Consider the following 18250-nt stretch of genomic DNA (forward strand, 5'->3'; position numbering starts at 1 on the left):
CGTTCAATCCGCCGATTTCGTCGTGACGGGCTGCCACGCGGCGTTCTTCACCTCATACAGCGTCGAGCTCGGGTTCTTCAGGTCGCCCGTGTTCGTGAACGCGATCGTGCCCGTGATGCCGTCGTAGCGCGTACCCTTCAGCGCGCCGTTGAAATCGGCCGGCTTCGTCGAGTTCGCCTTCTGCATCGCGTTGATCGCGATCCACGTCGCGTCGTACGCGAACGGCGCATACGCGAGCATGTCGATGCCGTACTTCTGCTTGAATTTCGTTTCGAACTGCTTGCCCTTCGCGAGACGCGACAGCGGCTGCCCGTATTCCCACACGGACGCGCCTTCCGCCGCGTTGCCGGCCAGCTTGATGAAGTTCGCGTTCATCACGCCGCCGCCCGCGAGGAACTGCGCACGGATGCCGAGCTGGCGCATGCGCTTCACGAGCATCGCGGCCTGCGCGTCGAGGCCGCCGAAGAACACGAGATCGGCATTGGTGCTCTTGATCTTCGTGAGCTGCGCGCTGAAGTCCACCGCCTTGTCGTTCGTGAATTCGCGCGCGACGATCGTGCCGCCGTTCGCCTTCACGGACTTCTCGAATTCGTCGGCTTCGCCCTGGCCGAACGCGGTGCGGTCGTCGATGATCGCGATGCGCTTCGCCTTGGTCACGCTCGCCGCATAGGCGCCTGCATTGCCGGCGTTCTGCGTGTCGGTCGCGATCACGCGATACACGGTGCCGAGCCCGGCGCGCGTGATGTCGGGATTGGTCGCCGACGGCGTGATCATCGGAATGCCGGCCTTCGCGTAGATCTTCGAGGCGGGCAGCGTCGTGCCCGAGTTGAAGTGGCCGATCACGACGGCCACCTGCGCGTCGGCGAGCTGCTGCGCAGCCTGCACGCCGGTGCGCGGATCGCTCTGGTCGTCCTGCGACGCGACCACGAACTTCACGGGCTTGCCGCCCACCGTCGTGTGCGCTGCGTTCGCTTCGTCGACGGCCATGCGCACGCCGTTCTCGATGTCCTTGCCGTAGGCAGCGCCGCCGCCCGTCAGCGGGCCGGCCACGCCGACCTTGACGACCGTCTCCTGCGCATGAACCGCGCCCGACTGGAGCGCGAGAATCGCGGCGGTCAATGCGACGCCGGAAAGCGAACGAATGCGGAACGTCATGACAATCCTTGTTCTGGGGGCCGGGATGCAACGCGCGACTGCCGCGCGTCGGCAACCTCCCGCGTGCCGGTCATCTCGTCCGCCGGCGGGACGTCATGCAACGTCCCAACTGGCCGGTCGATCGCCGCGGCTCCGTCTCCGAAGAACCTTTCATCGCGAAAGAGGTGAATGGATTGTGGATAGCCAATACCCGTGCAGCAAACGAAATATCGGAACTATGTTGTGAGGAATTGTCATCAAGTTCCGCGTTCGCGGCCGGCCTGCGGCCCGCGCATCGGTGGACCGTGGTCGACAGTTGCGGTGGGAAGCCGCGCCGATGCCCGTCCATCAAGGCCGGCCGTGGTCATGCCGGCGGCGCATCATCATTGCGATGACGGCCCGGCCGGCCGTCGCGACGCCGGCGGCGCCGCGTCATCGGTCAGTGCCGATCGGCGCCCGTCTGCTTGCGCCCCGCATCGGCCGCCTCGCCGGCCTGCTCCTGAATCTTGCCGGCCTGCTGTTCGGCGACGCCTTCCGCTTCCGTCCGGCGGTCGCCCGTCACCTTGCCGAGCGCTTCCTTGACCGAACCCTTGACCTGCTTGAGCTTGCCTTCGATGCGATTCCTGTCCATGGTCGTCTCCTGCGATGGTGAGGGAGAGCCGGCGACGTGACGGCCAGCGCCGCACCGCCGTGTGGACAGGATCGCAAGCACGCGCCGCGCGCGGCAGATGCGGATGCACCAGCGCGCATGATGCATTCGTACCGAGAGGCTTAGCTAGTCCTTGCCCTTCGCGCCACCCTTTTTACCGCCCTTCGCGCCGCCCTTTTCGCCGCGCGCGCCATTCGCGTCGGCCGCGCCGACGATCCCGCGTTCGCGCGCCCACACGATCGCCTCGCCGCGGCTGTGCACGTCGAGCTTCGCATAGATCGTCGCGACGTGATTGCGCACGGTGTTCGGCGCGAGCCCGAGGCGGCCGGCGATTTCCTTGTCGGCGAGACCGTGGCACAGCAGGTCGAACACGTCGCGTTCGCGCGCGGTCAGGTCCGACAGTTGAGCGCCCGCATCCGGCGCATTCGCGCGCCGCACGTTCGCGAGCTTCTCGATCAGCGTGCGGCTGAACCACGACGCATCCTGCATCGCGGTTTCGATCGCGTAGACGAGCTCCATCTCGGTACGCTTGCGATCGCTGATGTCGAGCAGCGCGACGAGCAGACAGTCGCGCCCGTGTATCGCGACAGGGTCCGCCGATACGACGCAATCGCGCACGTCGCCTTCACGCGTGCGGATCTGCACGTCGGCGTTGCGCACGTTGCCGTCGCGCGCGAGCCGGCCTTCGATGCGCTGCCATGCGCCGCGCTCGGCCCACAGCCCGATCTCGTCCGCCGATTTGCCGAGCAGGTCGTCCTGCGCATGGCCGGTCATCGCGACGAACGCGCCGTTCACGTCGAGCAATTCGAAGCGGTCGGCCGTGACGATCGCAGTGGCGACCGGCGCCATCCGGAACGCCGTCGCGAAGCGTTCCTCGCTCTGCCGCAGCGCGCGCTCGGCCTGCTTGCGCGGCTCGAGATCCATGAACGTGAACAGCATGCATACCTCGTCGTTCATGTCGATCGGCTGCCCGGCGACGACCACGGCCTTCGCGTTGCCGTCCGCGAGTTTCAGCACGGCCTCCATCTGCGGGATCGTCGCGCCTTCGCCGAGCCGCTCGATCGCGAGTTCGCGCCGCTCGGCCTGGTCGAGCACGTCGATCTCGTACACCGAGCGGCCGAGCACGTCGTCGCGCGCGTGGCCGGTCATGTCGAGAAAGCCCTGGTTGACCTTCACGTAGCGCAGGTCGTCGAGCCGGCAGATCACGGCCGGCGCCGGGTTCGCGTTGAAGGTGCGCTCGAAGCGCTCCTCGGCGCTCGCCCATTCGGTCGCGTCGTGCAGCACGAGCGCCAGGCAGTCCGGTTCGCCGGCCGCGTTCGTCAGCACGAGGCTGCGGATGCGATGGACCCAGCTCACGGTTTCGTCGGCGGCCGATTCGACTTCGACCGTCACGTCGCTGAACTCCTCGCCCGCGATCACGCGATCCATCGGATAGTGGCCGTCGCGCACCGGATGGTTGTTCCGGTAGCGCAGCCGGAAGCGCTCGCGGTAATCGGTGACGGTCGCGCCGAGCGCCTTCAGCTCGGTCACGCCGTGCATCGCGAGCGCGGCTTCGTTCGCCCACACGATCCGCTGGTCGGGCTCGACCAGGATCACGCCCTCGGTGAGTCCCGCGATGATCTGGTGCAGCTGGCGCCGGTCGGTATGCGACTTCAGCGCCTGCTCGTTTGCCTGTTCGTTGACCTGTTCGTTCATCGAATGGTTGTCCGTGTCGTCTGCATGAGCGCCGGCCCGGTTGCCGTTTCGTCGACACGCGCCGGCCGCCGCGTGTGGCGATGATCGCGTGCCGCACCGCTGCGCGACAGGCGCGAATGCACTATCCGCCATAGTACATTCGCACGGCACGCGCTATCGTTCGGCACCCCGCCGATCCGCCATGCATCCGACTGGCCCGCCATTCCACGCCGCGCGTGCGATGGATACGCGCCGCGCCGCTCTCCCGCCCGTCTCCCGCCCTACACGACGCCCCGTGCAAACGCACTAGCCGATCAGGTGAATTTGCGCGATGTCCGCGCACGTTCGCCCCGGTACGCTGGTCCTGCATCGGCGCTCATGCGCTGCCTTCCGAACCGCAGAGGAGAAGCACGATGAAGCTGCATCAGACACCCGATCCGACGCGGCCCGCACCGCCTCCGGACAGCCCGCCCGAACCGCCGCCCGGCACCGATCCGCCGGTTCCGCTGCCGCCCGACGTGCCGCGCCCGGACATCCCGCCGCGCGAGCCCGGCTACGACACGCCGATCGTCAAGTAGTGCGCGGCGCCGTTCGCATTCATCGATTCATCACGCCAAGCGAAGGAGAACATCCATGAACAAGACCCGCCCGTTTTCGACGCTGCTCGCCGTCAGCGCGACTTTCCTGCTGAGTGCCGCGCCGCTCACGAATGCGGTTGCACAGGACGCATCGACCGGCAACGGCATGAAGGCCGAATCGAACCAGCCCGTCTCCGATACGTGGATCACGACCAAGGTGAAGGGCCGGCTGGCCACCGTCGACGGCCTGAAGAGCGTCGACATCAGCGTGACGACGGTCGACGGCGTCGTCACGCTGACCGGCGTGCTGCCGACGAAGATCGCCGTGAAGAAGGCGATCGCCGTGTCGCGCGCGGTCAAGGGCGTGAAGCACGTCGACGCATCCGGCCTGAAGGCGAAGGCCTGACCTCCCGGCGCGGCACGCCGCCGCGCCTTCTATCCCTGCATGACAAGGAGCACACGATGAACGAGGACAAGATCAAGGGCCAGTGGAAGCAACTCTCCGGCAAGCTGAAGGCCAAGTGGGGCAAGCTGACCGACGACGACCTGGCCGTCGCGGAAGGCAATCGCGAGTACCTGGCCGGCAAGATCCAGGAGCGTTACGGGATCGCTCGCGACGCGGCCGAGAAGCAGTTGAAGGAATTCGACCGCGAGCTGTGATGCGATAGCGCATCGACACAATCCACCGCGGCGCCGACGGCGTCGCGGCCACCAGGACAACGACATGGGCAAATACCTGATCGCCTGGCTGCTCGGCGTGCCGGTCGGGCTGCTGGTGCTGTTCTATCTGATCACGCACGTCTTCTGACGGCACGGCGCGCGGCATACGCCAGCCGCCTTCCTCTCTCCCCATCTCACCGACGACCGTGACGCCGTGATCCGGCGTTCGCCCGGTCGCACGCATTCCGCTCTGCATGACGGGCCGCCCAACGCAAATCGGGCAGGACGCCTTTGCGCCCTGCCCGATCGGCTCACTTCTTCCGTAAGCGGTACGTCCCGCTTTCGCTGCGTTACTTCGCCGCGTTGGCCGTCATCTTGAAGATGCCCTGCGCGTTACCCGCATCGAAACGCAGGTCGGTCACCCAGCGGCGTGCCGCCTGGTCGAACGTGCGCTTGCGCGTGATGAACTCGTAGAACGAACCCGGTACGTTGCGCTTCACGGTGCCGCCGTCGCGCGTGCGGAATTCGCGCTCGACGGTATCTGCACGATACGCGGTCTGGAACACGCGGCCCGAGCGCGAACGCTCGACTTCCGGCTTCATCGGCCGGCCCTTCGCCTTCTCGTCGTCGGACAGCTTGAACACGTCGGCGACGCGGTCGGTCGCATGGTTGAACGCGTTGCCTTCGGTCGAGATCCACGCCATTTCCGCCGATTCCAGCAGCAGCGTTTCGTAGTCGAGCTCGTTCGGCAGGTCGTGCTGACGCGCGAACGCCCCGACGATCTCCGGCAGCAGCGCGTGCGCGGCCTCCAGCGACAGCCAGCCTTCACGCTCGATTTCCCACAGCAGCGCGACGGCCGCCGGCGACAGCGGATCGCGCGACGTGCTCACGACGTTCGTCACGGCCTGCTGGAATTCCTTCGAGAAACGTTCCGGATGCAGCTCGCTGACGAAGAACTGCGCGATTTCGTCGGGCGCGTCTTCATGCGCATACGCGCGGCCCGTCATGCCGAGCTTGTCGAGCGGGTAACGGCCGTTCAGGCGGAAGCCGAGCGGACGCAGGATGCGCGTGAACGCGGCTTCGCCCGGCGGCAGCGCGCCCGTGTTCGGCCAGCGCACCGTGCGCAGCGCGCCGTGGTCGAAATAGACCGAGCCGCCGCTTTCGATCGCGTCGGCCGTGTACGCGCGGCCGTTCGCCGAACGTTCAAGCAGCCCTTCGAACAGCGCCATGTTCATCGCCTGCGCGATTTCCGCGCGCGTCACGACGCCGTCTTCCCATTCTTCGAGGATGGCCGGCATGTTCAGGGTCGAGAACAGGGCGTCGGTCTTCGCCTGTCCCAGCAGCTTCGTCAGCAAGCTCTCGATATTCGGATTGCGCATCAGGTTTCTCGTCTCGGGGGACCGCCGGCAAACGTGCCGGCAACTCGTTGGCCGGCTGCCCTGCGGGCGCCTGGCCTTGCGTGGAGAGCATTATTCAAAGGGTTGCAGCCGGGCGTAAAGCGAGATTAAATTGATATGTGATGAGTTTTTGGAATTATCAGCCGCTCCCCTGCTCCGCCGTCCGCCTTGTGCCGTGCGGGCCTGATCGTCAGACGAATCGAACATCATGCGCAAATTCAAGATCCCCAACATGGGCGCGCTCGTGGCTTTCGAAGCCGCCGCGCGCCACGAGAGCTTCACGCACGCAGCCAAGGAGCTGTTCCTGACCGAAAGCGCGGTATCGCGGCAGATCGCGACGCTCGAGGCGAGCCTCGGCGTGCGGCTGTTCGCCCGCGTGAAGCAGCGCGTCGTGCTGACGCGCGCCGGCAAGCTGTACGGCACGCAGGTGCGGCGCGCGCTGGAGGCGCTCGACCGCGACACGCTGTCGATCATCGCGCACGGCAGCGGCGGCGGCTACCTGGAGCTGGCGGTGCTGCCGACCTTCGCGTCGCACTGGCTGATCCCGCGCATCAAGAGCTTCTACGACCGCACGCCCGACGTGCGCGTGAACATGGGCAGCCGCACCGACCTGTTCTCGTTCGAGGACACGCACTTCGAGGCCGCGATCCACTACGGCAAGCCGACCTGGCCCGGCACGTCGTCCGACTACCTGTTCGGCGAGGAAGTCGTGCCGATCTGCTCGCCCGCGCTGCTCGACAGGCCCGTCGAGCGCGTCGAGGATCTGCTCGCATACCCACTGCTGCACTCGACGACGCGCCCCGGCGCGTGGGCGCAGTGGTTCGAGGCGCACGGCGTCGAGGACATCCGCACGATGCAGGGCGTGCGCTACGAGCTGCACACGATGCTGATCAGCGCGGCCGCGGCCGGGCTTGGCGTCGCGCTCGTGCCGAAGTTCTTCGTCGAGGAACAGTTGCAGCAGCTCGGCCTCGTCGTGCCGTGCGACGCGGCGACGGTCGGCGATTCGGCGTACTACCTCGTGTATCCGACGGAGTTCAGCCACAGCAAGCCGCTGGAGCTGTTTCGCGGCTGGCTGCTCGAGCAGGCGAGCGCGTATGCGTCGCCGGATTTCGATGCGGATGACGGCGAGATGGTGGACGACGAGGACGTCGAGTAACGGCGCGGTCGCGCCAGCATCATGGCGTGCTGGCCTCGCACGCGTGTCGCGTCGGCAGACCGGCCGTCACGACCTTCACCAGCCGCGCGCGATCGGGCGTTTCCAGCCCCGGGCACACGGTGTCCAGCGCGCGGATCACGACCGTTGCGCGCCCGTCGAAGCGGCATACGCCGTCGGGCTGCGCGGCGGGGAGCCGCAGTCCGCGCAGTGCATCGCGCTGGTTCGTGAAGACGATCACACCCGCGCGTTGCGAGCGGTCCGGCAAGCGCCGCGCCGATGCCTCGTCCTCTTCGAACCATACGTCCGACCCGATCGATTCGTCGCCGTAGTCGAGCGCGTAACGGCCCGACAGCGTGATCGCCCGGCCGACATGCACCGAATGGCATTCGGGTTCGGCGTCGGCCGGCGCCGGCTGCGCGCCCGCCGCGGCCGCGCCGCACGCCAGCAGCAACACGCCCAGCGCGCGGGCGAAGCCGGTCAGGGTCGACACATCAAGCGCTTTGCGGATCATGGGCAGTGAGGTGCGGTGCATCGTGACGAAGACCCGCATTGTCGCGCAGCGCGTGCGTTGCATGCAGGCGCCGCGTCATCGTGGCAGACCGCGTACGCGGGCCGTGCACGGCAGCGACGATCGGGGGAATTCGGGGGCAAGCGGCGATCGGCCGCGAGCAATGTTTCGTGCCGCACCGGCCGGACAGAAACCGAAGCCGGGCACACGACCGCGCTGAAAAAGGAGAGGAATCGCGAAGGATCCGTTGAAGCCGGCGGGACGTATTGGGGTCCGGCGTGCGCCGGGCCGGGTATCCCCGACCCGGCGCTCCGGGCAGCCGACCTCGCTTCGGCAGCGCGGCGGACTTTTCCTGTTCTTCACTTCTTCTGTTCTCTCAGGTTCCCTGCATTTTTTACGTTACCGCGCTGCGCCATTATCCGCTGAAACTGGCCCGCGTGAAACGTTTGCGCATGCGTTGAACGTGTTATACCCGGCATTCTGACACTTTCTTGCATTTCACTTTCGCCTCACACGATCCCGTTCGGCAAATCTTGCATTCGGCCCGGCGTTCCTTTTTAATGGAACTGGTTCCATTCTTCGATTCGGCCATGCCGATGCGTGACGCTTCGTCGTCCGCGCGTCATGATGCCGATTCAGGATCGAGGATCGCTCAGCTCAGGATTCGCATCGCCCGTCCTTCCCGGACACCCCGTCAAACGAGACCGTCATGCCCGATTCCGCCTCCCTGCAGCAGTTGTTTCCCGCCTTTCAGGACATCCCCGCCGAGTACCGGCTGACTTCGCCGATCCACCAGCGCGTGTCGCTCGTCGACGGCGCATTGCGGCCGTGGGACGGCGCGACCAAGACCGTGCTGTCGCCCGTGTGCGTGCGGCAGGCGGACGGCACCGTCGAGCAGGTCGAGATCGGCAGCTACCCGGTGATGGGCGAAACGGAAAGCGATGCGGCGCTCGACGCCGCGGTACGCGCGTACGACGCCGGCCGCGGCGAGTGGCCGACGATGAAGGTCGAGCAGCGCATCGCGTGCATGCAGGACTTCATCAAGCGGATGGTCGCGCAGCGCGAGCTGGTGGTGAACCTGATCATGTGGGAGATCGGCAAGAGCCTCGCCGATTCGCAGAAGGAATTCGACCGCACCGTCACGTACATGACGCAGACGATCGACGCGCTGAAGGAGCTCGACAACGCGAATTCGCGCTTCGTGATCGCGGAAGGCACGATCGGCCAGATCCGCCGCACGCCGCTCGGCGTCGTGCTGTGCATGGGGCCGTACAACTATCCGCTGAACGAGACTTTCGCGACGCTGATCCCCGCGCTGCTGATGGGCAACACCGTGGTGTTCAAGCCGCCTCAGTACGGCACGCTGCTGTTCGAGCCGCTGCTCGAAGCGTTCCGCGACGCGTTCCCGAAGGGCGTGATCAACACGATCTACGCGCCGGGCGCGGTGGTCGTGCCGCACATGCTCGCGTCGGGCAAGATCAACGTGCTCGCGCTGATCGGGTCGAGCAAGGTGGCCGATCACCTGAAGAAGCAGCACCCGAAGTCGCACCGGCTGCGCGCGATCCTCGGCCTCGACGCGAAGAACGCGGCGATCGTGCTGCCCGACGCCGATCTCGACCTCACCGTGAAGGAATGCCTGCTCGGCGCGCTGTCGTTCAACGGCCAGCGCTGCACCGCGCTGAAGATGCTGCTCGTGCACCGCTCGATCGTCGACGAATTCCTGAAGCGCTTCACCGCCGCGCTCGAACAGCTGAAGATCGGCATGCCGTGGGAGAAGGGTGTCAGCATCACGCCGCTACCGGGCATGCATCGCACCGCCTACATGACGGATGCGATCGACGATGCGAAGGCCAAGGGCGCGCAGGTCGTCAACCATTCGGGCGGCGAGTTCAGCAAGACGCTGTTCTATCCGGCCGTCGTGTATCCGGTGTCCGAAGGGATGAAGCTGTATCGCGAGGAACAGTTCGGGCCGATCATCCCGGTCGCGCCGTTCGACGACGTCGACACCGCGCTCGACTACGTGACGACGTCGGATCACGGCCAGCAGGTCAGCATCTTCGGTTCCGATCCAGCGCAGATCGGCGCGCTCGTCGATCCGCTCGTGAACCAGGTGTGCCGCGTGAACATCAACTGCCAGTGCCAGCGCGGGCCCGACGTGTTCCCGTTCGCGGGCCGCAAGGATTCGGCCGAAGGCACGCTGTCGGTGAGCGACGCGCTGCGCGCGTTCTCGATCCGCTCGATGGTCGCGGCAAAGCAGACCGACAGCAGCAAGCAGCTGCTCGATTCGATCGTGTCGGATCACTACTCGAAGTTCATCAATACAGGCTTCATTTTCTGAAGCCGCTCTGATTCGGGAGCCCTCCGCCGCGCGTCAATGCGGCGGAGTCATCGGGTTAAGCGCGCCCCGCCTCGTCCGCCTCCGGTCAGATCGCACCCGGCCTCGCGCGCAGGCTGTTCAGCAGTGTGTCCCATACTTGCAACGCGCCCGCTTCATCGACGGGCGAGGTGGCCACCTCCGGTGGCAGGTCGGCGCGCGCGGGCGCGCCCAGCAGCAGTTCGACCGACGTATGCGGCTGCTCCACCGTCGCGGGATTCCCCGGCGCGAGCAAGTAGAAGCGATAGACCGTGACCGCCCCATCCCTGAGCGCAAACAGCACCTCCTCCGCGTCCATGCCGGCGACCTGCCGTTTGCCCTGGCGCAGGATGCTGTAGTGTCCCGGCATACGATTGAGCGTCGCGCGCAGCGCACGCAGATTGCGAGTGAGCGGCTGCGCCAGATCCTCGTCCACCGCATCCCGCAGCTTGATCACAAGCAGCGCCGGTCGGCCCGGCATCAACGCGAAGGACTGGCTGACTTCTTCCGAGTAAGTTGACGGGCCGGTGACGATCCCGCCATCGAAGCAAAAACCGGATTCCGTCGGCACGGTCCAGTTATCGCGTACCTTGATGCGGCGGTAGGTATCGTCATAGATGCTTTCGGCCCGGTCCAGCGCATCCGAACCGATCAAGCTCGTCGTCTGGACGAGCGTGCGGTTCGCAAACAGATAACCTTCCGTATCGAACGGCAAGGCTACTGCTTTCACCACCGCATTGTTGAAGACGAAAACCCGTGAGTGCTGCACCGGAGAAAATGCCTTTTCCAGCCATGCGCGCCCCGTCGTCTCCTGCAGATTGACGGGATTCACCCGCTGTTTGGTGCGCAGTTCCTTCTCGCGCGCCGCGACTTTGGCATCGTAGTCCTCCACTGACACATCGTGCGTCGTCACCAGCTTTTCGCCGCGGTACTCGTAATACTCGTTCGAGATCTCGCTCGAGACGGGCCGGTCGAACATCAGGCGGCCGATGCACCACGGACGCAATTCCGATAACAACGGATTACTCATCCCCGGTTCCACGGAATACGCAAACGAGCAGGCACACAGCCCCGCCAGCAACAGCAGTGAACGAACGAAACGCGCCATCACGATCCTCCCCGCACATCGATATCTTTCATGATCTGCACCATGTTGCCGAGAAGCACGCGGCGCGTCCATGTTCGGCGCGAAGAAAGCCTAGTCACCGTTGTCTTTCGTGACTATAGGCGAGGCCACGATGCCCGCGATGAAAATCCTCGGAATCATGGGGTGCAGATCTTGAAGTGCATCGATGGGTGCTTCAAGTTCCGAAGCGAGTCGTTCGTGAGCATGTCGATGTTGCTGAAGTTGTGCGGATCGTGCGACACGCTGCCCGGCTGGCACACCGCGACGATCCGCGTCGCCGAGGGGTTCAGCGACGGATCGTCGGCCAGCAGCCGCTGCATGATGAAGCTGCGAATGCGCGACGACATCTCCGCCATTCCGAGGCCACGGCGCGCTTCGCTCAGCAGCAGGTTGTGCGTGTCGGCGGCGATCCCGCACGCATAGACGTGGCGGCCGATCTCGTAGTCGCACTTGATCATCCGGACATCGTCGATGATGTCGATGCACACGCGCTCGCCTGGCGTCTGCGCATGGACCCGCATACCCACCGGCGCTTCGGGCGCAGTGAGCCATTCGACCAATTTGGGGCGAACCAGATACCAAGCCTTGGCTATGACCTTGCCTACGTGATCCTATCCGTGCCCCTGATGTGTCCAGTGCTGATTCTCAGTAAGACGCCAGGAACGATGCCTTTTCAGCGCGGAGGCGCCCCGACTTTCCCATATCCCTGTTTGCGGGCAACGTTGTTGGCCGTTACACCTGACTGACGACGCGGGTTCGGGGACTTCACGCAACAGACCGGCTTCGACCATGTGCGTCAGGAAATCGTGTTGCTGTGGTGGAAGGGCATAGGCCTCGCCAAGGTAATGCCACTGCACCTGCTCGGCGGCCAGCCACTCGAATGACGATGCCTCGAAGCGCTCACCCGCCCGATAGCGCTCCGGCGTATTCCGACGGGCGGGGAGCAGGTCGGACTTGGGGGTAGCTGGGGGACCATACAGCGCGAGCCAGTAGCCTTCGCGCGGCACGGGATTGTTGCCCGCGGCCACCATCGTGCTTTGCTCTCGTGTGGCCACTGCATATCCACGCGGAATGAATTCGCGGCCTTGCAGCGCAGTGGTCTTTTGCGGTTTGGGGGACGGCGTCACGGCCTTTGCGCCATTGATCAACGTCTGTACGCTACCATCCCACTTCGGCAACGCTGCGGGTGGCAACGGAAGTACCTTGTCGAGATTGGGCAACTTCAGGCGACCCTGATAGAACTCCAGCGCATCTCCAAGCTTGCTGTATCGTTCAGCACGCGCCTTGTCGATTTGGCCGACTAGGTTAGTGCCGTCAGTAAGGTCCATTCCATCGAATTCGGTAAACAGCTTATTCGCGCACTCGGCAGAGCCCAACTTGACCCCTTGATGAAGAACCTTCAGCGCACGTAGCTTCGCTTCGGCAGTTTGCGGTCTGGCGTAAACATGTCCTAACTCCTTCGCTGCATTTCCATATCCTTGAGCGAGTGCACACTCCAACATTTGTGTCGCAATAGGCAGATTTCCCCAGAATTCACCGCCTGGATCGTCATATGCAGCATCCGTCTTGGTTCCGATAAATGTTTGTGCAGACGGGCTACCCATATCGGCGGCGCGCTGAAAGAAGGCGTAAGCACTGGTGGCATCGCCACCGCTAATCAGCCCATTCTGATGGTAGATTCCCATCATGTCGTAGGCGTCAGGAATCCCCAGTTTCATCGCCTTTTCCACCCAGCGGATAGCAGTCTCGCGATCATGGGTTGGGACTCCCGAACGATTGCTCAGTATCAACGAAGCAATATTCAGCATGGCCTTCCAGTGACTGCGTTCAGCTGCTTGTGTGTAGAGTTGGTAAATCTTCGCGTAATCGCGCTTATCGTAATCGATGTCGGGATCATCGAGCGCCAGCGCTTGCTGGAACCACAATTCAGCTTGCGGATCGACGGGCGGTACGTGTTGAGCTTGATATACACAGGTGAAGGTCTTGCGATGCGGGCTGAACAACGGCAGTTTTTCGTAACGTGGCAGGTCGGACATGGATGCACTCAACTTGATGGTCTGGGCTGTAAAAGGGCTAGCCTGTGACGCAGTTGCCAACACGCAGAGACTGGCGAATAGAAGTCGCAGAGCAAGATCGATAAATTTCATGTCGGGTCGATTCATCTCAGACGACGGCTGATGTGCCGGACGTCGACGGAACGGTCACCTGGGCGTGCATCGTGCCTGTAGCACGGTGATCCTCAAAAGGCAGGAGAAATCCTTTCAGAGGCGCCTTACCCGCTTTCCATACATCGCGATTGTTATCCATACGAGCCACCCATCGCTTGAACGTCGAGGGAATTTCCTTAAAGTCTCCACTACCTGAAATATCACCGCCCGAGTGGAGCTTGAATATTCTTTCCCGCAGTGGGGCGGCGTAGTCCAATCCAGTCGCACCGATATTGATCTCACTGTCCGCCGTCATGCTGCGCTGGTTCATGTTTGCGCTTCCGACCGTAATGAATACGTCATCGATGATCATCAGCTTCGAGTGAATGTAGATTTCACGGTAGGCCATATCGTGACCGGGGATCGGTCCGCTGGCACGTAGTCGAGCAAGCCAGAGCGTGATTCGCTCAGCAGCAGGTTGTGCGCGTCGGCGGCGATCCCGCACGCATACACGTGGCGGCCGATCTCGTAGTCTGACTTGATCATCCGGACATCGTCGATGATGTCGATGCACACGCGCTCGCCTGGCGTCTGCGCATGGACCATGCATACCCACCGGCGCTTCGGGCGCAGTGAGCCATTCGACCAATTTGGGGCGAACCGGATACCAAGCCTTGGCTATGACCTTGCCTACGTGATCCCTATCCCTGCCCCTGATGTGTCCAGTGCTGATTCTCAGTAAGAGGCCAGGAACGATGCCTTTTCAGCGCGGAGGCTGACCACCCAGTCCGTGATAACCGGAAAATGCAATGTCGAATCCGTATTCACCCATGCTGGTACACCCTCCTTCTGTCGGAGTCTTCCAGGTGTCAGCGATCCTGCTTATGCTTAGGACCACGACACAGTGGTTGAGCGACTGACCAGTGTGCAACCGCATGTTGCATGGTGCCCGTGCAACGCAACCGGAGCACCACTGACCATGCCGTTCGCATCGCCTTCAGCGATCGTCTGCATTCCGTGCTGATGGCATTCGACCGTATCGCCTTTGCGGGCGATTGCCTTGCCGTCAACCACATCGGCATTCGAACCTGCCGTAACCGTACCGCCATGCGGCGCGAGCGTATCACCCACCACAATTACCTGACGAACCATGTGCTTTTCTCTCTCGCGTGTGGCAGCGTGCCGGCCCCGTGCGCTTACATACCAATCGTATAGATGCCAGGCATACCGGTTTCCGCATTCGGACTGCCTAGATAAGTCCACTGCATGTCTCTCGCGGCTACATCAATAAAACGGTCTCCGGGTTGCGGAAATGCTTGCCCTTTTTCGACGAAAGCCTGCTGGTCCCAGCGGTTGTACAGCGTCTCCATCGGGTGATCAGCTGCGACCCGACTTTCCCATATCCCTGTTTGGGGGCAACGTTGTTGGCCGTTACACCTGACTGGCGACGCGGGTTCGGGGACTTCACGCAACAAACCGGCTTCGACCATGTGCGTCAGGAAATCGTGTTGCTGTGGTGGAAGGGCATAGGCCTCGCCAAGGTAATGCCACTGCACCTGCTCGGCGGCCAGCCACTCGAATGACGATGCCTCGAAGCGCTCACCCGCCCGATAGCGCTCCGGCGTATTCCGACGGGCGGGGAGCAGGTCGGACTTGGGGGTAGCTGGGGGACCATACAGCGCGAGCCAGTAGCCTTCGCGCGGCACGGGATTGTTGCCCGCGGCCACCATCGTGCTTTGCTCTCGTGTGGCCACTGCATATCCACGCGGAATGAATTCGCGGCCTTGCAGCGCAGTGGTCTTTTGCGGTTTGGGGGACGGCGTCACGGCCTTTGCGCCATTGATCAACGTCTGTACGCTACCATCCCACTTCGGCAACGCTGCGGGTGGCAACGGAAGTACCTTGTCGAGATTAGGCAACTTCAGGCGACCCTGATAGAACTCCAGCGCATCTCCAAGCTTGCTGTAACGTTCAGCACGCGCCTTGTCGATATGACCGACCAAATTAGTTCCATCAGCGAGGTCTAAGCCCCGAAACTCTGGTGCCAGACTATGCGCGCATTTTGCACTTCCGAGTTTTACACCCTCATGCAAAATTTTTAGGGCACGCGACTTACCTTCAGGGGTATTGTCTCTTGCGTAGACGTGACCCAACTCGTCTGCCGCGTCTCCATATCCCTGTGCGAAGGCGCATTCAAGCATTTGCGTTGCAATAGGCAGATTTCCCCAGAATTCACCGCCTGGATCGTCATATGCAGCATCCGTCTTTGTTCCGATGAATGTTTGCGCAGATGGGCTACCCATATCGGCGGCGCGCTGAAAGAAGGTGTAAGCACTGGTGGCGTCGCCACCTTTGATCAGTCCATTCTGATGGTAGATTCCCATCATGTCGTAGGCGTCAGGCACGTCCAGTTTCATTGCCTTTTCCACCCAGCGAATCGCGATCTCAGGATCATGGGTTGGTACGCCTCGACGATCGCTCAATATCAGCGAGGCGATATTAAGCATGGCCTTCCAGTGATTGCGTTCGGCGGCTTGTGTGTAGAGCTGGTAAATCTTCGCGTAATCGCGCTTGTCATAGTCGATGTTGGGATCATCGAGTGCCAGCGCTTGTTGGAACCACAACTCAGCTTGTGGATCAACGGGCGGTACGTGTTGTGCCTGATACACACAGGTGAAGGTTTTGCGATGTGGGCTGAACAACGGCAGTTTTTCGTAACGTGGCAGGTCGGACATGGATGCGCTCAGCTTGCTAGTCAGGGCTGTAAGGGGGTTACCGTGCGAATCTGTTGCCAGCACACAGAGACTGGCGAACAGGAGTCGCAGAAAGACGCGCAGAAATTTCGTGTCGAATCGATTCATCTCAGGCGATGGCTGAAGCGTCTGACGTTGACGGAACGGTCACTTGGGCGTGCATCGTGCCTGTAGCGCGGTGATCTTCAAATGGAAGCAGGAAACCCTTGAGCGCCATTTTCCCACCCTTCCAGGTACTACGATTTTTTGCCATCCGTCTGTTCCAATCCTCAAAGACATTAGGAATTTCTTTGAAGTCTCCACTACCCGGGATATCACCGCCCGAGTGGAGCTTGAATATTCTTTCCCGCAGTGGGGCGGCGTAGTCCAATCCAGTCGCACCGATGTTGATCTCGCTGTCCGCCGTCATGCTGCGCTGGTTCATGTTTGCGCTTCCGACCGTAATGAATACGTCATCGATGATCATCAGCTTCGAGTGAATGTAGATTTCACGGTAGGCCATATCGTGACCGGGGATCGGTCCGCTGGCACGTAGTCGAGCAACACTGACCTTGATTCCATAGGTGGATGCCAGTTCCTGCACACTTGGGTGATCGAGAACCTTGACCTGCGAAATGACCGGACCCACTCCTGTTTCACGTGTATACGAAAACAGCTTCGCGTCCGGATAGTCTTGAGCTCGATGATTTTCCTTGTCGTAAGCCCCCTGATTAGACATGGCCGGGTTGTTCTCGGTCGGATCGCTTGCGCCAAACTCGGTCAGCATGTCATAGGTGCGGGGAATCATTCCGTCATCCTCGGGATGCGGAATGACGATGAACATGTAGAGGATTCCCATCTCGCTACTTGGTCTTCCGGACTTTTCTGCCCAAGCCTTCCAGTGGCCCTGCCGCGCCTCTTTTAATTTCTGGGCAAAGGTTGGATAGAAGAAATATTGATTCTCCATGTAGATGTAGTTGCGCGCCCAGGAACTTGCATGGATATAGAGTTCCTTGATCGTTTTATCCTTGTCCCTGGGATGTGTACGCACAATCTGGACAGCGTGATTTGGATTGTAAGGTGCTTTCTGAATATTGCTCGGTATCTCCGCATGCTCCGGCATCCGGTGCGTAGCAGGGGCGTAGTGATTCCAATCTCGCGCAAAGTTGTCATACACCCGCTTTAAGGCAGGGCCGAACAGGCGGCACGCATAGTCCTGATAGGGGCGGACATGTTTATAACCCTTTGTAGGCGGCTGCTCCAGCGTCGCCTCCTCATGAGCCTGCTCTGCTCCCAATGTTTTCTTCGTCAGTAGTTCTCGCACGGAATCATCGATAGCGTGCGTCGTTGTATCCCAGTAGTCGGTCACGGAGTTCAGACCCATCACATAGCCAACCGCCTTGTAGCCGTTGTTGTAGTCGTAGTCGATCACAATCGGCTTTTGATGATGGGTCGGGTAGTCCACCATCAAAGGACGTTCTTTGGTCGGCAATTTCCCGTCTTGCGGTTTAAATTCTTCATCGGACAACGCGTGCGCTGCGTCCGCCGAATCGACCGAACGGAAAGTGACCAGCAGGTTCTTGTTCGTTCCGCTGCAATTTCCCTTGGGATGGTGTCTTTTCCACCAATCGATGCAGTATTGCTGGCGTTTTTTGCTGTCGTAGGGGGAATTGGATGTGCCAACGAGAAACGCGGGAAAATGAGTAATCGGGTTATGTCCGGTGTCGGAATAGCCTGGGACATTGTTCTGCTTTGCCGAACCGGTTTCGTCGTACCAGACCATCAAGCGAACCGTTACGCCCTTGTTTGCGACTTCCTCAAGCAGTTCGCCATATGTCTGATGCCCGCGTGGCCATTCCGGTGCATCTTTGTCGCGGATCAGCTCCATGCCCGGGTCGAAGCCCCAACAGCAGAGATTGACTGAACCCTTGGCAAGCTTCAGGTCGTTCGCGATGTTCGCGAACCCTTCTTCGCCACAGATCAGGAAATCGAGGTGGTTTTCAAAGGTGATGGGCGCAACGTCCTTGCGCGTTTCCAGCAACCATTGTGCCGATGACTTTGCAGTGCGTAACTGCTCATCAATCGCAACAGCTGCCGGATTTTGGGTTTTCAGGGTACTGTCGGCCACGTTCAGGT

Annotated in this window: 18 protein-coding genes; 5 read left to right on the top strand and 13 right to left on the bottom strand. The window is 62.1% G+C overall.

Translation table 11 applies throughout. The features are described 5' to 3' along the window. Nucleotides 1-3: 3 nt before the first annotated feature. The 3 genes from LGN19_RS28225 to LGN19_RS28235 form a co-directional block, all read right to left on the bottom strand. A complete protein-coding gene (locus LGN19_RS28225; RefSeq protein WP_174961998.1) occupies nt 4-1155 on the bottom strand; it encodes a branched-chain amino acid ABC transporter substrate-binding protein in 1152 nt (383 codons plus the stop codon). A gap of 418 nt (nt 1156-1573) precedes the next feature. Then, a complete protein-coding gene (locus LGN19_RS28230; RefSeq protein ID WP_122948784.1) occupies nt 1574-1765 on the bottom strand; it encodes a CsbD family protein in 192 nt (63 codons plus the stop codon). A 144-nt stretch (nt 1766-1909) separates the two neighbouring features. Continuing rightward, nucleotides 1910-3478 carry a helix-turn-helix transcriptional regulator gene (locus tag LGN19_RS28235; protein ID WP_226218364.1) on the bottom strand — a complete coding sequence of 523 codons (1569 nt, stop codon included), beginning with the start codon at nt 3476-3478 and terminating at the stop codon, nt 1910-1912. Between the two features lie 392 nt (nt 3479-3870). Between LGN19_RS28235 and LGN19_RS28240 the strand changes: the two genes are divergently transcribed. The 3 genes from LGN19_RS28240 to LGN19_RS28250 are packed head-to-tail and all read left to right on the top strand — an operon-like array spanning nt 3871 to nt 4695. Beyond that, on the top strand, nt 3871-4035 hold the full coding sequence (locus LGN19_RS28240) for a hypothetical protein (protein WP_226218366.1): 165 nt from the start codon (nt 3871-3873) through the stop codon (nt 4033-4035). A 55-nt stretch (nt 4036-4090) separates the two neighbouring features. Continuing rightward, nucleotides 4091-4441 carry a BON domain-containing protein gene (locus LGN19_RS28245; protein WP_226218368.1) on the top strand — a complete coding sequence of 117 codons (351 nt, stop codon included), beginning with the start codon at nt 4091-4093 and terminating at the stop codon, nt 4439-4441. 56 nt (nt 4442-4497) lie between these two features. Continuing rightward, a complete protein-coding gene (locus LGN19_RS28250; RefSeq protein ID WP_011356274.1) occupies nt 4498-4695 on the top strand; it encodes a CsbD family protein in 198 nt (65 codons plus the stop codon). Nucleotides 4696-5045: 350 nt separating this feature from the next. Here the strand turns inward: LGN19_RS28250 and LGN19_RS28255 are convergent, their stop codons facing one another. Continuing rightward, nucleotides 5046-6074, bottom strand: coding sequence for a DUF1338 domain-containing protein (locus LGN19_RS28255; protein ID WP_122948776.1), 1029 nt, complete (start codon nt 6072-6074; stop codon nt 5046-5048). A gap of 226 nt (nt 6075-6300) precedes the next feature. On the opposite strand from LGN19_RS28255, the gene LGN19_RS28260 reads away from it, so the two are divergent. Continuing rightward, entirely contained in the window at nt 6301-7248 is a 948-nt protein-coding gene (locus LGN19_RS28260) for a LysR family transcriptional regulator (protein WP_226218370.1), read from the top strand. Nucleotides 7249-7267: 19 nt separating this feature from the next. On the opposite strand, the gene LGN19_RS28265 is transcribed toward LGN19_RS28260, so the two are convergent. Further along, nucleotides 7268-7738, bottom strand: coding sequence for a hypothetical protein (locus LGN19_RS28265; RefSeq protein ID WP_226218371.1), 471 nt, complete (start codon nt 7736-7738; stop codon nt 7268-7270). A 727-nt stretch (nt 7739-8465) separates the two neighbouring features. Here LGN19_RS28265 and LGN19_RS28270 point away from each other — a divergent pair. Continuing rightward, nucleotides 8466-10094 (top strand): NADP-dependent glyceraldehyde-3-phosphate dehydrogenase, encoded by a 1629-nt coding sequence (locus LGN19_RS28270; protein ID WP_174961990.1) that lies wholly within the window; start codon nt 8466-8468, stop codon nt 10092-10094. Nucleotides 10095-10179: 85 nt separating this feature from the next. Here the strand turns inward: LGN19_RS28270 and LGN19_RS28275 are convergent, their stop codons facing one another. The 8 genes from LGN19_RS28275 to LGN19_RS28310 form a co-directional block, all read right to left on the bottom strand. Further along, nucleotides 10180-11217 carry a T6SS immunity protein Tli4 family protein gene (locus LGN19_RS28275; RefSeq protein WP_264173214.1) on the bottom strand — a complete coding sequence of 346 codons (1038 nt, stop codon included), beginning with the start codon at nt 11215-11217 and terminating at the stop codon, nt 10180-10182. A gap of 155 nt (nt 11218-11372) precedes the next feature. Beyond that, on the bottom strand, nt 11373-11762 hold the full coding sequence (locus LGN19_RS28280; protein WP_226218373.1) for a hypothetical protein: 390 nt from the start codon (nt 11760-11762) through the stop codon (nt 11373-11375). A gap of 84 nt (nt 11763-11846) precedes the next feature. Further along, complete coding sequence (locus LGN19_RS28285; protein WP_413227247.1) at nt 11847-13271, bottom strand: DUF6396 domain-containing protein; 1425 nt, start codon at nt 13269-13271, stop codon at nt 11847-11849. A 127-nt stretch (nt 13272-13398) separates the two neighbouring features. Further along, a complete protein-coding gene (locus tag LGN19_RS28290) occupies nt 13399-13791 on the bottom strand; it encodes a phospholipase D-like domain-containing protein (protein WP_175219188.1) in 393 nt (130 codons plus the stop codon). Beyond that, nucleotides 13755-13988 (bottom strand): hypothetical protein, encoded by a 234-nt coding sequence (locus LGN19_RS28295; protein WP_175219186.1) that lies wholly within the window; start codon nt 13986-13988, stop codon nt 13755-13757. The genes LGN19_RS28290 and LGN19_RS28295 overlap by 37 nt, the downstream gene beginning before the upstream one ends. 282 nt (nt 13989-14270) lie before the next feature. Continuing rightward, the gene (locus LGN19_RS28300) at nt 14271-14534 is read right to left on the bottom strand and encodes a PAAR domain-containing protein (RefSeq protein ID WP_175219184.1); all 264 of its coding nucleotides are present in this window, start codon (nt 14532-14534) and stop codon (nt 14271-14273) included. A 44-nt stretch (nt 14535-14578) separates the two neighbouring features. Continuing rightward, nucleotides 14579-16117, bottom strand: coding sequence for a tetratricopeptide repeat protein (locus tag LGN19_RS28305; protein ID WP_226218376.1), 1539 nt, complete (start codon nt 16115-16117; stop codon nt 14579-14581). A 127-nt stretch (nt 16118-16244) separates the two neighbouring features. Next, the gene (locus tag LGN19_RS28310; RefSeq protein WP_226218377.1) at nt 16245-18242 is read right to left on the bottom strand and encodes a phospholipase D-like domain-containing protein; all 1998 of its coding nucleotides are present in this window, start codon (nt 18240-18242) and stop codon (nt 16245-16247) included. Nucleotides 18243-18250 lie beyond the last annotated feature (8 nt).

It is taken from the genome of Burkholderia sp. AU30198 (assembly GCF_020419825.1).
Lineage (GTDB): Bacteria > Pseudomonadota > Gammaproteobacteria > Burkholderiales > Burkholderiaceae > Burkholderia.

Bases quoted from the DNA above. Each gene is read 5' to 3' on its own strand.
- LGN19_RS28225 (WP_174961998.1), bottom strand. From the start codon at position 1,155: ATGACGTTCCGCATTCGTTCGCTTTCCGGCGTCGCATTGACCGCCGCG.
- LGN19_RS28230 (WP_122948784.1), bottom strand. From the start codon at position 1,765: ATGGACAGGAATCGCATCGAAGGCAAGCTCAAGCAGGTCAAGGGTTCG.
- LGN19_RS28235 (WP_226218364.1), bottom strand. From the start codon at position 3,478: ATGAACGAACAGGTCAACGAACAGGCAAACGAGCAGGCGCTGAAGTCG.
- LGN19_RS28240 (WP_226218366.1), top strand. From the start codon at position 3,871: ATGAAGCTGCATCAGACACCCGATCCGACGCGGCCCGCACCGCCTCCG.
- LGN19_RS28245 (WP_226218368.1), top strand. From the start codon at position 4,091: ATGAACAAGACCCGCCCGTTTTCGACGCTGCTCGCCGTCAGCGCGACT.
- LGN19_RS28250 (WP_011356274.1), top strand. From the start codon at position 4,498: ATGAACGAGGACAAGATCAAGGGCCAGTGGAAGCAACTCTCCGGCAAG.
- LGN19_RS28255 (WP_122948776.1), bottom strand. From the start codon at position 6,074: ATGCGCAATCCGAATATCGAGAGCTTGCTGACGAAGCTGCTGGGACAG.
- LGN19_RS28260 (WP_226218370.1), top strand. From the start codon at position 6,301: ATGCGCAAATTCAAGATCCCCAACATGGGCGCGCTCGTGGCTTTCGAA.
- LGN19_RS28270 (WP_174961990.1), top strand. From the start codon at position 8,466: ATGCCCGATTCCGCCTCCCTGCAGCAGTTGTTTCCCGCCTTTCAGGAC.
- LGN19_RS28275 (WP_264173214.1), bottom strand. From the start codon at position 11,217: ATGGCGCGTTTCGTTCGTTCACTGCTGTTGCTGGCGGGGCTGTGTGCC.
- LGN19_RS28285 (WP_413227247.1), bottom strand. From the start codon at position 13,271: ATGTCCGACCTGCCACGTTACGAAAAACTGCCGTTGTTCAGCCCGCAT.
- LGN19_RS28290 (WP_175219188.1), bottom strand. From the start codon at position 13,791: ATGGCCTACCGTGAAATCTACATTCACTCGAAGCTGATGATCATCGAT.
- LGN19_RS28295 (WP_175219186.1), bottom strand. From the start codon at position 13,988: ATGGTCCATGCGCAGACGCCAGGCGAGCGCGTGTGCATCGACATCATC.
- LGN19_RS28300 (WP_175219184.1), bottom strand. From the start codon at position 14,534: ATGGTTCGTCAGGTAATTGTGGTGGGTGATACGCTCGCGCCGCATGGC.
- LGN19_RS28305 (WP_226218376.1), bottom strand. From the start codon at position 16,117: ATGTCCGACCTGCCACGTTACGAAAAACTGCCGTTGTTCAGCCCACAT.